We start from the raw sequence: 13,509 nt of genomic DNA, 5'->3' as shown, positions 1-13,509 counted from the left end.
AGGCCGCCTGACTCTTTCGCGGGCCGCCGCCGGACTCGTCAGGCCGGCCGGTGCGCCTCGATGAGGAAACGGCGCGAGTGCGCGACGAACGGGCCCTCGGCGGTGATCTGTTCGTGCAGGGCGCGCAGCCGGTCCCGGTAGGCCGCCACGGTGAACCCCGGCACCGTCCAGATCACCTTGCGCAGGAAGACGATCACGGCGGTGACGTCGAAGAACTCCATGCGCAGCCACTCGTCGCGCAGATCGACAACGGTCAGGCCGGCCGCCTCGGCAGCCGCGCGGTGGGTGGCCGGGTCCCGCACCGGGCCGACCCGCTGCGGGCCCATCATGAAGTCGATCAGCTCGTGCACCGAACCGGCGCCGATCTGCTGGGACAGGTAGGTGCCGCCCGGCGCGAGCACCCGGGCCACCTCGGCCCAGTCGGTGGTCACCGGGTGCCGGCTCACCACCAGGTCGAACGAGGCGTCCGGGAACGGCAGCGGGTCGTTCTCGGACGCCTCCACCACGGTCCCGCCGAGCGGGGCGAGCCGGTCCCGGGCCAGTGCCGCGTTAGGTGGCCAGCCCTCGGTGGCCACCAGCACCGGCGGCGGCGTGCCGGCGGCGGCGGTCGCGAGCACCTCGCCGCCACCGGTCTGCAGGTCCAGCGCGCGCCCGGCGGTGGCCAGGCGGGCGGCGATCAGGCGGGCGTACCCCCAGCTCGGGCGCTGTTCGGTGGCGCGACCGGCGAACCAGGAGAAATCCCAGCCGTCGACCGGGGCGGCCTCACCCTCGGCCACGAGATCCGTGAACGTGTCCATGGATGTGATCGTGGTGGGACGGGTCACGGCGGGCAAGCGCCTTTCCGGGCGTACCGGAAAGTGTCGGTCTTGCGATGATGCGACAGTGACTGTCACGGATGTCCATGCCGCCTTCGGGGCGCGCCAGGCGATCGAGGTGGCCCGCGCCGCACAACGTGCTCAGCCTCGACGGCGAGCCGCTCGCCTGGGTGCGCGGACACGGGCAGAGCGTCACCTGGTTCGCGAGCCATTCACTGACGTAAACGTCCAGCCGCTCCCCAACGTCGAGGAACTTCGATAGGTTACGGCCGATCGCTCTAACCCATCGGAAGGAGTTCGACAGTGCGACGACTGCTCGTGGCCACCCTTGCCACAGCGTTGACGCTCGCCGGCACCGGCGTCGCGGCCCAGGCACACCAGAAGGCCGCGCCCAGCCCGGGCGGACCGGGAATCGGCGACAACTACTACCCGGACTACGGCAACAGCGGATACGACGTCTCCCACTACGACATCCGGCTGCGCTACACCCCGGCCACCGACCGGCTCACCGGCACCACCACGATCCTGGCCACCGCCACCCAGGACCTGAGCCGGCTCAACCTCGACTTCGTCCTGGACGTGTCGTCGATCCAGGTCAACAACCGGCCGGCCACCTTCGCCCGGGAAGGCGATCACGAACTCGTCGTCACGCCGGCCCGGACCGTGGCCAAGGGCGGGGCGCTGACGATCGTGGTGCAGTACTCCGGCGTACCGTCGAGCAAGGTCGCCGCCGGGTACACCGCCTGGATCCGCACCCCGGACGGCGCGCTCGCCGTCGGCGAACCGGAGATCGCCTGGTGGTGGTACCCGAGCAACGACCACCCGTCGGACAAGGCCACCTTCGACGTGTCGGTCTCGGTCCCGGACGGGGTCGAGGCGATCAGCAACGGCGTGCAGCCGCGCCCGCCGGTGCGCGAGACGCTCGGCTACACCCGGTGGAGCTGGCGGTCGCTGAAACCGCAGGCCACCTATCTCACGTTCCTGACCGTCGGCCAGTACGACGTGACCACCGACACCACAGCGGACGGCTCGCCGGTCTACAACGCCTACTCCCAGCTGCTGCCCCAGGACTTCCGGTACGCCGCGCAGGCCAGCGTGGAACGCACCGCGGAGATCACCGACTGGGAGTCGACGCTGTTCGGGCCGTTCCCGTTCGAGGCCCGCGGTGGCGTCGTGGCGCCGCCGAACACGCTCACCTTCGCCCTGGAGAACCAGACCCGGCCGAACTTCAGCGCCGGCTTCTTCCGCCGCGGCTCGAACACCTCGGTGATCGTGCACGAGAACGCCCACCAGTGGTTCGGTGACTCGGTCTCGGTCCGCAACTGGCAGAACATCTGGCTCAACGAGGGCTTCGCCAGCTACGCCGAATGGCTGTGGTCGGAGAAGAACGACGAGGGCACCGCCCAGGAGATCTTCGACTACCTGTACGCCACCTACCCGGACGACGCGGCGATCTGGACGACCGCGCCGGCCGACCCCGGGGTCGCCGAACTGTTCGGTGACGCGGTCTACGACCGGGGCGCGATGACGCTGCACCAGCTGCGCCTCGCGGTCGGCGACGACGACTTCTTCGAGATCCTGCGGACCTGGACCGCCCAGCACAGGTACGGCAACGCCACCACCGAGGAGTTCACCGCGCTGGCGGAGAAGATCTCCGGTAAGGACCTGGACGCGCTGTTCCAGGCCTGGCTGTACACGCCGGCCAAGCCGGTGGTCGCGGCGTCGCTGGCCCGCTCCGCCTCGGCGAAAGCGCCGGTGGCACCGAAGTCGTGGGCGCAGATCAGCCAGACCCACGCCCTGCTGCACGAACACTGATCAACCGGTCCACGGGGCGGGCCCGTTCGCCAGCGGTTTGCGCGGCGAACGGGCCCGCCCCTTTCCGGTACGCCCAGCGCGGGCACCCATCGATGGATCCGCCTGCGTAACCACGCCACCGGCCCGCTGCCGCCCCCGAACGGTTCCTCGACCTGACCGCGGCGACCGTCGCCGGGCTGATGCCGCCCGGCTGGGTGCACCGGCAGCTGGAAGCCGGAGCGATCCTGTGCGTCGACGGCGTGGACGAGGTGCCCGACGCCCAGCGGCGCGCCGTCCGGGACTGGCTGCGCCAGCTGCTGGCGGCCTATCCCGGCCTGCGTGTGGTGAACACATCCCGGCCGGCGGCGCGACTCGCAGCGCGGCGTACCCACCCCGCTGCCCGAGCTGACCAGCCGGGACCAGGCGCAGCTGCTGCAGGAGCTGGCCTGGTGGATGACCCAGAACAGCCAGTCCGAGCCGACCCGCGCGCAAGCCGTCCAGCGTTTCGCCCACCGGCTGGCCGGGATCCGGCACCTGACCGCCGCACCCGAGACGGTGCTCGACCTGGCTCCGCTGACCGCCTTGCCGGCGCTAAAGGATCTCTGGGTCACCCCGCCGGCACCGGGCCTCGACCTGACGCCGCTGCGCGGCAAGCGGGTCACCGTCCACCTGGCCCGGGCGATCTCACCGGACAGTGTGGTCCGGCCGGACGGGCTGCGGATCCAGCGGTTCTGATTTTTGTCATACCCGCGGCCTAGGGTTCCGGTGTGTACTTCATTCAGCGCTGGCGTGATGAGACGCCGCTCGGCAAGCGGGTGACCGCTGTCCCCGGCGTGACAGTTCTTGACTGGTTCCGGCAGGGCTGGCAGCAGGAGGCCCCGGAGAAATGGGTCGACGAGCAGCTCGACGGCGGGCCGTCCGGGCTGGCGTCGATCTTCGAGGCGGCCCGGGAGCGTGACCTGCCCCGGCCGGAGAGCATGGACCAGCTGCGCGAGCTGCTGATCGAGCACCTGCGGGTGGCGCGGACCGACGACGATCCGCGGGTCGGCTGGCACACCGTGCGGGTGCGGACCAGCGCCGACGAGACCGACCTGGCCTATTACCTCGTCGACGACCAGCCGGCCGCCGACTATCCGGAGACGTTCGCGTTCCCGCTGCACGACAGCTGGCCGCTGCCGGGCGGTGCCGTCGACGCCGGCTTCGTTCACGACGTGCCGGTGCGGGCCCTCCCGGCGGCCGGCGACGGGCCGGATGCCGTCTTCTCGGTCCGCGCCGGTCTGGCGAGCAGCGGCGGCCGTCTCGACCTCGACGGCGCCGTGATGTTCCCCGGGCTGACCCTGCCGCGGCTCGCCGCGCACCTGCACGGCACCGATGACGCCGAGGCCGCCCGGTGGCCGCGCGACGCCCAGTTCCTGCGGGCGCTGCTCCCGCCCGGCGAGCAGGACGCCGGGGCGGCGCTGGACCGGTTCGCCTGGCTCGACGGCCACCAGCCGGCAGCGGACCTCGCCGGGCAGCCTCCGCGCGAGCCGCATCCTCGGACGCTTGTCGCGCGGGAGCCGCACATCGCGCAGGTGGCCCGCTACATCGACGACCTCTGGGGGTACGACCAGTGGTTCCTGTTCGACACGCACTGGGCGGCGGCCCATCCGCTGCTGGCCAGGTCGCTGCTGCGGTGGGCGGCGCACTGGGATCCCTGCGAGTACTGACGGCCACGACCGTGCACCTCGGCATGGCTCCGGCCGCCGAGCCCTGTTCGTGGCTGTCACTTGCCGAACTTCGCCGTGACGCCCCCACGGCCCCGGCCGCCGGCGTCACCAGGGGGCGGCCGGGCCTCGGGGCGTACCGGAGAGGGGGTTGCTAAGGGCGGACCGCGGCCAGCTGGGTCGCCTGGGCGACGAGTGCCCCCTTGGCGTCCCAGAGCAGTGCGGTCTCGTCCATCCGCCCGCTGGTCACCTCGGCGGCCCGCATGGTCATCCGCAGTGGTCCCGGGGCGGGCAGCCGTCGCAGGTAGGCGGTGAGGCTCAGCGTCGGCGCCCACCCCTGGATGCCGAGGGCCAGCGACACCGGCGGGCTCGGGTCGAGCGCGACGAGCAGGCTCAACGGATCCCAGTCCGTCCCGTCGGCCAACCGCAGATGGCCGCTGACCAGGCCGTCCGTGGAGGGACGCCCCATCGCGAAACCGAGGCAGGCCGGATCGAGGCGGTGCTCGACCACGTCCAGCAGGTGGACCGGGAAGGCCGCGCCGGGTGGGTTCGACGGCAGGTGCAGGCACTCGTCCTCGGCGGGCAGTTCGGGGGCGGGCTGGCCGGTCCACCACGGCGGCGCGTCGTCGAGGAGACCCTGGGTGACCAGCGATTCGGCGCACGGCTCGCCGTCCTGCAGCAGCCGGGCGCGATACTGCGCGGCGCTGCGGCCGGCGCGCAGCAGCTCGACGGCGACGGTGGCGGCACCGGGCCGGGGCGGTCGCAGGAACGTCGTGCTCATGGCGATCGGGTGCGGATGCCCACCACCGGCCGAGGCGCTGTCCGCTGTGGCGGCGACGGCCGTCGTGCTCGTGGCGTCGGCCGAGCTCCTCGTGGCCACGGCCGTCGTGCCTGTCGCTGACGCCGTGCTTGTCGCTGACGCGGCGACGGCGCGGGCGACGACTGCCATCAAGTAACCGCCGTGCAACTTGTCCCCGACGGCCCACTGCGGGTCCAGGTCGGCGCGGAACCCGCCGCCGGCGGCGGGGTGGACGGCGGTGGCCTCGGCGAAGCTGTGCATCACGACACCATAGGCGCTGCCCGGTGGGCCGGGCGGAGCTGTGACACGACCCACGGATCAAGCTGAAGGCGCGCCCTTCGGAGGGCAGCACGGAGCCGTCACCCGACCGGTTGCAGGTGCTGCCCGCAGACCGCGGAGCGGTCCGGGAGCGGTGGATACGGTTCCACGCCCTTCCTGGTGACAAGCGCTATCCAGCCTCAGAAGTCGAGGACGACATGGTTCTGGCTCGGCACCACACGCTCCTTGCCGAGCTGGTGACCGGCCCGACGGTGCTCGTCGCTACGGCTGGCTACTCCGACGCTCCGAAGCCACCGGAACCATGCCTGTCACCGGAGACCCTGACGCCGCACCCACGCGCCGTGTACTGGACGAGCGTCCGGATGGACGACAAGCCCGGGGGTCGCTGCCCGGCCGGAGCGAACTCCTGCTCCGGCCGGGTGAAATAGCGATCGTGGCCGAAATACCGCGGGGAACGCGTGCAAGCGGTGACGCCATCGGTCCCGGTGACGCTCAGATCCGGCTCCCACTCGATGGTGAAGTGGGAAAGGCACTTACAGGCGTTCGATGATGGTGGCGTTGGCGGTGCCGCCGGCCTCGCACATGGTTTGCAGGCCGAACCGGCCGCCGGTGTGTTCCAGCACGCCGAGCAGGGTGGTGGCCAGCCGGGCGCCGCTGGCGCCGAGCGGGTGGCCGATGGCGATCGCGCCGCCGTCCATGTTGACCCGGGCCGGATCCGCGCCGGTCTCGGCCAGCCAGGCCAGCACGACCGAGGAGAACGCCTCGTTGACCTCGAACGCGTCGATGTCGGCCAGGCTCAGCCCGGCCCGGCGCAGCACCTTGGCGGTGGCCGGGATGATCCCGGTCAGCATGTAGATCGGGTCGTCGCCGGCGGCCACCGCGGTGTGGATCCGGGCGCGCGGGCGCCAGCCGTTGCGGGCCGCGATCTCACTGGTGGTGATCAGCAGGGCGGCGGCACCGTCGTTGACCGGGCTCGAGTTGCCGGCGGTGACCTTCCAGTCGATGCTGCCGAAGCGCTGCTCCCACCGTTCGTCGGCGAAGCTCGGACGCAGCGCCGCCATCGCTGCCGGGTGCGCGTCCGGGCGTACCGTCTCGTCGGTCTGGAGATCCGTGAGTGGCGCGGTCTGCGCCGCGAATCGGCCCGCGGACCAGGCGCGCGCCGCGTTCTGGTGGCTGAGCAGGGCGAACTCGTCGAGCTGGGTGCGCGACAGGCCCCACTTGCGGGCGATCAGCTCGGCGGCGACGCCCTGCGGGATGAGGCCGCCGGGGTAGCGGTCGGTGATCAGCGGCCCGCCGACGTCGGCGCGCGCCCCGTCGACCAGGGTCTGGCTGCCGATCGGGACGCGGGACATGGATTCGGCGCCGGAGGCGATCACGATGTCATAGGCTCCGGAGATCACGCCCTGCGCGGCGAAGCTGAGCGCCTGCTGGCTGCTGCCGCACTGCCGGTCCACTGTCACCCCGGGCACCGATTCGGGGAACCCGGCGGCGAACGCGGCGAGCCGGGTGGCGTTTGTCGACTGCTCCCCCACCTGGGCGACGACCCCGCCGATCACGTCGTCGAGCGCGGCCGGGTCGAGGCCGGGCACCCGGTCGACCAGCGACCGCAAGACGTGGGCGTGCAGCGTGACCGGGTGCACGCCGGCGTAGGCGCCGCTCGGCTTTCCCTTGGCCACCGGGGTGCGCACCGCGTCGACGATGACGGCGTCTCGCATCGGGTTCCTCCTGCAATGTCGTTCCGGACCGATCGGTCCCAGCCTAGCGGGGTAGCGGACCGAGTGGTCCGTTACCATCGTCACTATGCCGCGCACACCGACCCCCGGAACCCGCGACGCGATCCTGCGCACCGCCAGCGGCCTGTTCTACCGCCACGGCGTGCGCGCCGTCGGCATGGCCCAGGTCATCGACGCCGCCGGCTGCGGCAAGAACCTGCTCTACCGGCACTTCCCCAGCAAGGCCGACCTGGCCGCCGCCTATCTGAGCCTGGTCCGCGCCGAGCGCGACCGGTCGATCGGTGCGGCCCTGCGCCCGGCCACCGACCCGGCCGCGCGACTGGTCGCCCTGGTCAGCGAGGTCGCCGAGCTGGTCAGCGACCCGGCGTACCGGGGTTGCGCCTTCCGCAACTACCTGACCGAGTTCCCCGGCGAGGACGACGAGCCGGCCCGCATCGCGAAGACGTACCTGCGCGACACCCGCGCCCAGGTCGACGACCTCGTCGCCGCCCTCGGCAAGCCGGCGCGCGACGCGGACCGCATCTGGCTGCTGATCGGTGGCCTGCACGGCGGGTCAGCCGAGCAGGCGCCCGTCGCCGTCGCGTGGGTCCGCGAACTCGTCGCGCCCTGAGCGCCCCTGCCAGGCAGCACCGTCGGCAGCATCCGAGGTGGAGGCTTGCGCCGTCGGCACCGGGTCCGGTCGGCGAGCGCCTGCGCGGGTCGCGGTGGACGTCCCGGTGCACCGCTCAGGGCGTACCGGAAATCGCGCGGACCTCGCACCGGGATGTCCGCGAGCGGCGTCGGATATCCGACCGGGATGGTAGCCGGCCCGGCCGCTGGATAAATAGCGGCTGATGTCCGGCGGGGTTCCTCACCCGGCAGATCTCTGGGACGCTGCTGGTGGTTCCCCGTCGCCGTGGTACTGCTGGGAGGTTGCCGCCCGTGGAGATCACCGGCTGGTTGTGGACGGTCACCCTGGTCGGTCTCGGTGCCCTGGTGTTGGCCGACCTGGCCATGGTCGGGCGGCGCCCGCACGAGCCGTCGCTGCGCGAATGCGCCCTGTGGGTGACCGGCTACATCGTCCTGGCGCTGCTGTTCGCCGGATTCCTCTGGCTGCGCTTCGACGGCGAGGCCGCCGGGCAGTACCTGGCCGGATGGCTCACCGAGTACAGCCTGTCGGTCGACAACCTGTTCGTCTTCGTGATCATCATGGCGCGGTTCCGGATCGAACGCCGCCACCAGCAGAAGGTGCTGCTCGTCGGGATCATCCTGTCGCTGCTGCTGCGCGGCGCCTTCATCGCCCTCGGCGCGGCCGCGATCAGCCGGTTCACCTGGGTTTTCTACATCTTCGGCGGCTTTCTGATCTACACCGCGGTCCGGATCTTCGGCTACGACAGCAACGAACCGGAGTACACCGAGAACCTGATCATCCGGTGGGCGCGGCGCGTGCTGCCGATGACCGGCACCTACGACAACGCCCGGCTGACCACCCGCGACGCCCGCGGCCGCCGCCGGCTCACCCCGCTGATCGTGGTCCTCATCGCGATCGGCACCACCGACGTGATCTTCGCGCTGGACTCGCTGCCGGCCATCTTCGGCCTCACCGACCAGCCCTACCTGATCTTCACGGCGACCGTTTTCGCCATGATGGGCCTGCGCCAGCTGTACTTCCTGCTCGGCGGCCTGCTCGACCGCTTCGTCTACCTGTCGGTCGGCCTGGGGGTGGTGCTCGGCTTCATCGGCGTCAAACTCGTCCTCCAGGCACTGTCCGAAAACAACCTTCCGTTTCTCAACGGCGGCCGCCCGGTCGGCTGGGCACCGCACATCAGCATCGGCGTGTCCCTGTCGGTGATCGCCGCGACCCTCGTGCTCACCGCGATCGCCTCAGTGATCAAAGCGCGCCTGGACGCTGCCGCCAAGGTCAGCCCACGCCGCTAAGGCCGACCGATACCGATCAACATCAAGATCTTCATGTTCGCGATCAGGGAGCCACGCATGATCACCGACGTCACGCTCTCCCGGATCAACCACGGCGTCGCGCTGCACCACCAGCGGGGCCGGCGCGCGGCCGCCCGCGACCTCTTCACCCGGATCTGGGCGGAGATCGGCGCCGGCCGCGGCGACCCGCTGCACGTCTGCGTCCTGGCCCACGCCATGGCCGACGTGCAGGACGACCCCCACCAGGAACTGCTCTGGGACCAGCGAGCCCTCACCGCCGCCGGCTCGCTCACCGACGAGCGTCTCGCCCACGCCGGGGTGCCCATGACGGTCGCCGCCCTGTACCCGTCCCTGCATCTCAACCTGGGCGACTGCTACCGCCGGCTCGGTGACCTCGACCGCGCCCGCGAGCAGCTCGACCTGGCCCGGACTGCGATCGGCGCGCTCGGCGACGACGCGTACGGCGATCTGATCCGCGCCGGCCTGAACCAGCTGGCGCGCCGGCTCGCCGCCGGCAACCCGCCTGGGCCAACTCCGTGACCACATCGGGCGGATCGCGCCGGGCCGGTGGCCTCAGCACCCGGTGGACGGACCGGCCGCCGACGGTACGGCACATGTGGGGTGCCAGCTCCACGGCGGTGGCTCGGACTCCACGCATTTCGGCGTGGGTAGGCCAGCTCACCGACGCCGACCGGCGCGCTGTTCTGAGCCCACGTGGCCGCGTACGGCGAGGTCAAGCTCGACATGACCAGACGTCTCGCGTTGGGAGCAGGACAGTGATCATCGTGAGACGCTCGGCGTCGGTTTCCTGGTGAGCGCCGGACGGCACGCACGATCCGGGCCGCTGACCCGCCTTGCACGGTGGCCACCGCGTCCAGGTGCGCGCCGGCCGGCGGTTACGCCGCGGTGGTGACGTCAACGGGCAGGTCGGCCAGCCGCCATTCGAGCATCCCGTCGGCCAGTCGGGCGGCGTGGCGGCCGCGGGCGGTCAGGAGTCGGACAGCGTCGTGGGCCAGCACGCAGTACGCGCCGCGGCAGTAGGCCACCAGGTCGACGCCGGTGGGTAGGTCGGCCAGCCGGTTGGCGAGCTGGTCCAGGGGGATGGAGACGGCGCCGGGGATGTGGCCCGCGGTGTACTCCTCGGCCGGGCGCACGTCCACGGCGATCACCTCCCCCGCGGCCAGGCGCCGCTGCAACTCCTCGCGGCCGATGATGTCGGTGTCGTCGGCGCCGAGGTAGGCGTCGCGTGCGGCGGCGGCCGCGGCGGAACGGTTCGCCGCGACGTCGCGCAGCAGCGCGTACAGCGCGGCCACATCCGGCCCGGCGAGCCGGTAGTGGATTTTGGTGCCGTCGCGGCGGGTCGCGACCAGCCCGGCTTGGCGCAGCGTCTGCAGGTGCGCCGAGCAGGTGGTCACCCCGAGGTGAGCGGCGCGGGCCAGAGCCTCGACGCTGCGTTCGCCTTGGGCGAGCAGGTCCAGCAGTTCCAGGCGCTTGCCGCTGCCCAGGGCCTTGCCGACGCGGGCGAGGGAGTCGAACAGCTCGGCTTTGGCAACCGGATCACCCATGACCATCCTCCAATGTTCTGTGGAATAGTGTAGTAGATGTGGGCGGGATCCGCCGTCCCGGGCCGGAGGGTGTGGTTCAGATGCAGCAAGAGCGGTTGATCCCGCTGGTGGACCAGGGTTTAGGCAACAGCGCCTACCTGCTCGACACCGGCGACGGCCGGGCCTTGGCCGTGGACGCGCCCCGGGATCTGCGGGCACTACGGGCCGCAGCGGGCCGACGGGGCCTGACGGTGGCTTGGGCGGCCGACACCCACCTGCACGCCGACTTCCTCTCCGGCGCCGTGCAGCTGGCAGCGACCGACGGCGCGCAGATCCTGGCTTCGGTGGCCGGGATGCGCGCGTTCGACCATCGCGGTCTGGCCGACGGTGACGAGGTGGACCTCGGCGGGCTCACGCTGCGCGCTCTCGCGACGCCCGGGCACACCGACGAGCACCTGTCGTTCCTGCTGCTCGACGGCCCGGCGCCGGTGGGGGTGTTCACCGGCGGGTCGTTGATCGTCGGGTCCGCCGCCCGCACCGACCTGCTCGGCGACGACCGCACCGCCGAGCTGACCCGGGCTCAGTACGCGTCGGTGCACCGCCTCGCGACGCTCCCGGACGCCACCCATGTGTGGCCCACCCACGGCGCCGGCTCGTTCTGCTCCGCCCCGCCCGGCGCTGCCCGCACCAGCACCATCGGTGCGGAGAGGGCCGGCAACCCGCTGCTGGCCGCGCCGGACGTCGACGCGTTCGTCGCCCAACTCGTCGGCTCGCTGGGCTCCTACCCGGCGTACTTCCGGTGGCTGGCCGAGGTCAACCGGCGCGGCCCCGCCGTCGTCGACACCACCCCGGCGCTGCCGCACCTGTCCGAGGGCGAGGTCCGCCGGCTGCTCGCCGACGGCGCGGTGATCGTGGACGTGCGGCCGGTGGCCGATGTCGCCGCCGGGCACATTCCCGGCGCGATCGCGATACCGCTGCGCACGCAGTTCGCCACCTGGCTCGGCTGGCTCGTCAGCCCCGAGGTCCCTGTGGTGATCGTGCGCAACCACGACCAGAACCCGGCCGACATCCTGTGGCCGGCGCTGAACATCGGATTTGAGCGCCTGGCCGGCGAGCTCGCCGGTGGCATGCCCGCGTGGGCCGGTGAGGTCATCACCACCCGGCTGGTCCGCCCCAATCAGGTCGACGCGCCGGTGCTCGACATCCGGCAGGCCGCCGAATACGGCGGCGGGCACCTGCCCGGCGCCGTCCACGTCGAGCTCGGCCAGCTGCCCGGCGCCGGCGACCCGGTGCCGACCGGGCCCGCGGTGGTGATGTGCGGGCACGGCGAACGGGCTATGACCGCCGCCACCGTGCTCGAGCGCACCGGCCGCCGCGATCTGGCCGTGCTGACCGGTGGGCCCGACGACTGGGCCGCCGCAACCGGCCGTCGCCTGCAGGAGGGCTCATGACCACCGCCGCTGCCGCGCCCCGGTTGGGTCTGGCGGCCAACGCCGCCCAGTTCACGCTGCTGGTCGTGGTCAACGCCCTAGTCGGCGGTGTGCTGGGCTCCGAACGTACCGTGCTGCCGCTGCTCGCCGACCGCGAGTTCGCGCTAGCCGCCTACACCGCGGGGCTGACCTACATCCTCGCGTTTGGCGTCAGCAAGGCCGCCACCAACTTTTTCGCCGGCACCCTGTCCGACCGCTGCGGGCGTAAACCGGTCTTGCTCGCCGGCTGGGCGGCCGCGATCCCGATCCCGGCCATGCTGATCTGGGCACCGAACTGGGGCTGGATCGTCGCGGCGAACGTGCTGCTCGGCATCAACCAGGGCCTGGCCTGGTCCACCACCGTCATCATGAAGATTGACCTCGCCGGCCCGCACCGCCGTGGCCTTGCCATGGGGTTGAACGAAGCCGCCGGCTACCTCGCCGTCGCCGCGACTGCGATGGCCACCGGCGTCCTCGCCGCGGCCTACGGGCTGCGCCCGGCGCCGTTCCTGCTCACCGCCGCCTACATCACCCTCGGCCTCGGCCTGTCAGCGGTGTTCGTCCGCGAGACCCGCGGCCACGCCCACCACGAAGCCGCCACCCACACCGCCGGCCCGCACAGCGGACAGCTGTCCACCAGGCAGGTGTTCGCCCTGGTCAGCTGGCGCGAACCCGCCCTGTCCTCGGCCAGCCAGGCCGGCATGGTCAACAACCTCAACGACGGCCTCGCCTGGGGACTGTTCCCCATCCTGTTCACCACCACCGGGCTGTCGCTGACCCAGATCGGCGCCCTCGCCGCCCTCTACCCGGCCGTGTGGGGCCTCGGGCAACTAGCCACCGGCTCGGCGTCCGACCGCTACGGCCGCAAACCGTTCATCGTCGTCGGCATGATCGCCCAAGCCGTCGCCCTGGCTCTGATCGCGCTTGCTGACGGCTTCGCCGCCTGGGCTGGCGCCGCGGTGCTGCTCGGCGCGGGCACCGCCGCGGTGTACCCGACCCTGCTGGCCTCGATCAGCGATGTCGCCCACCCCACCTGGCGGGCCCGGGCCGTCGGCGTCTACCGGCTGTGGCGCGACGGCGGGTTCGCCGCCGGCGCCCTGCTCGCCGGAATCGTCGCCGACCTCGCCGGAATCCGCACCGCCATCTGGGTCGTCGCCGCCCTCACCGCCGCCTCCGGCCTGCTGGCCTGGACACGCATGTACGAAACCCACCCCCGCCTCGGCAAGGACCCCAGCACCACGGCCGTGTTCCGGCACGCGGTGCAACAGCGAACCCTGCCGTCATCCCGTTCGTCGCGGCCAGCAGCCGACAGCCTCGATGGTCCGCCTCCAACCTCGTAGTCCCTTGGGGACCGGCTCGGCCGCTCGGTGGTCCACCTCATGCCGGCTCATCGTCGACACGCTCGCCGACCCAAGGCTCCGTGGCGGAAAGGAGCCGGCTGATCACGCCCGCCAAG

13 protein-coding genes are annotated in these 13,509 nt (G+C 72.0%); 9 read left to right on the top strand and 4 right to left on the bottom strand.

The features are described from left to right. Positions 1-38: 38 nt before the first annotated feature. Positions 39-797 (bottom strand): class I SAM-dependent methyltransferase, encoded by a 759-nt coding sequence (locus Actob_RS22940; RefSeq protein ID WP_284913843.1) that lies wholly within the window; start codon positions 795-797, stop codon positions 39-41. A 321-nt stretch (positions 798-1,118) separates the two neighbouring features. Here Actob_RS22940 and Actob_RS22935 point away from each other — a divergent pair, with 321 nt between their 5' ends. The 3 genes from Actob_RS22935 (at position 1,119) to Actob_RS22925 (ending at position 4,315) form a co-directional block, all read left to right on the top strand. Further along, on the top strand, positions 1,119-2,630 hold the full coding sequence (locus tag Actob_RS22935) for a M1 family metallopeptidase (RefSeq protein WP_284913842.1): 1,512 nt from the start codon (positions 1,119-1,121) through the stop codon (positions 2,628-2,630). Between the two features lie 432 nt (positions 2,631-3,062). After that, a complete protein-coding gene (locus tag Actob_RS22930) occupies positions 3,063-3,344 on the top strand; it encodes a hypothetical protein (protein WP_284913841.1) in 282 nt (93 codons plus the stop codon). A 32-nt stretch (positions 3,345-3,376) separates the two neighbouring features. Beyond that, positions 3,377-4,315 carry a hypothetical protein gene (locus Actob_RS22925; protein ID WP_284913840.1) on the top strand — a complete coding sequence of 313 codons (939 nt, stop codon included), beginning with the start codon at positions 3,377-3,379 and terminating at the stop codon, positions 4,313-4,315. Between the two features lie 151 nt (positions 4,316-4,466). On the opposite strand, the gene Actob_RS22920 is transcribed toward Actob_RS22925, so the two are convergent. Next, on the bottom strand, positions 4,467-5,372 hold the full coding sequence (locus Actob_RS22920; protein ID WP_284913839.1) for a thioesterase family protein: 906 nt from the start codon (positions 5,370-5,372) through the stop codon (positions 4,467-4,469). Between the two features lie 116 nt (positions 5,373-5,488). On the opposite strand from Actob_RS22920, the gene Actob_RS44210 reads away from it, so the two are divergent. Next, positions 5,489-5,818, top strand: coding sequence for a DUF3885 domain-containing protein (locus Actob_RS44210; protein WP_456319256.1), 330 nt, complete (start codon positions 5,489-5,491; stop codon positions 5,816-5,818). Positions 5,819-5,923: 105 nt separating this feature from the next. On the opposite strand, the gene Actob_RS22915 is transcribed toward Actob_RS44210, so the two are convergent. Then, positions 5,924-7,105, bottom strand: coding sequence for an acetyl-CoA C-acyltransferase (locus tag Actob_RS22915; RefSeq protein ID WP_284913838.1), 1,182 nt, complete (start codon positions 7,103-7,105; stop codon positions 5,924-5,926). 85 nt (positions 7,106-7,190) lie between these two features. Here Actob_RS22915 and Actob_RS22910 point away from each other — a divergent pair, with 85 nt between their 5' ends. The 3 genes from Actob_RS22910 to Actob_RS22900 all read left to right on the top strand — a co-directional run bounded on the left by Actob_RS22910 (position 7,191) and on the right by Actob_RS22900 (position 9,580). Then, positions 7,191-7,733, top strand: coding sequence for a TetR/AcrR family transcriptional regulator (locus Actob_RS22910; protein WP_284913837.1), 543 nt, complete (start codon positions 7,191-7,193; stop codon positions 7,731-7,733). A 311-nt stretch (positions 7,734-8,044) separates the two neighbouring features. Beyond that, positions 8,045-9,040 (top strand): TerC family protein, encoded by a 996-nt coding sequence (locus Actob_RS22905; RefSeq protein ID WP_284913836.1) that lies wholly within the window; start codon positions 8,045-8,047, stop codon positions 9,038-9,040. Positions 9,041-9,097: 57 nt separating this feature from the next. Next, the gene (locus Actob_RS22900; protein ID WP_284913835.1) at positions 9,098-9,580 is read left to right on the top strand and encodes a hypothetical protein; all 483 of its coding nucleotides are present in this window, start codon (positions 9,098-9,100) and stop codon (positions 9,578-9,580) included. 356 nt (positions 9,581-9,936) lie between these two features. Here the strand turns inward: Actob_RS22900 and Actob_RS22895 are convergent, their stop codons facing one another. Then, positions 9,937-10,605: an ArsR/SmtB family transcription factor gene (locus Actob_RS22895; protein WP_284913834.1), complete on the bottom strand. Its 669-nt coding sequence runs from the start codon at positions 10,603-10,605 to the stop codon at positions 9,937-9,939. An 80-nt stretch (positions 10,606-10,685) separates the two neighbouring features. Here Actob_RS22895 and Actob_RS22890 point away from each other — a divergent pair, with 80 nt between their 5' ends. Both Actob_RS22890 and Actob_RS22885 read left to right on the top strand, forming a co-directional pair. Beyond that, positions 10,686-12,035, top strand: a complete 1,350-nt coding sequence (locus tag Actob_RS22890; protein ID WP_284913833.1) for an MBL fold metallo-hydrolase — start codon at positions 10,686-10,688, stop codon at positions 12,033-12,035. Continuing rightward, entirely contained in the window at positions 12,032-13,393 is a 1,362-nt protein-coding gene (locus Actob_RS22885) for an MFS transporter (protein WP_284913832.1), read from the top strand. The genes Actob_RS22890 and Actob_RS22885 overlap by 4 nt, the downstream gene beginning before the upstream one ends. Positions 13,394-13,509: the final 116 nt, after the last annotated feature.

The sequence above is a fragment of the Actinoplanes oblitus genome (assembly GCF_030252345.1).
Classification (GTDB): domain Bacteria; phylum Actinomycetota; class Actinomycetes; order Mycobacteriales; family Micromonosporaceae; genus Actinoplanes; species Actinoplanes oblitus.
This window is presented reverse-complemented; position numbering and strand designations above follow the sequence as displayed.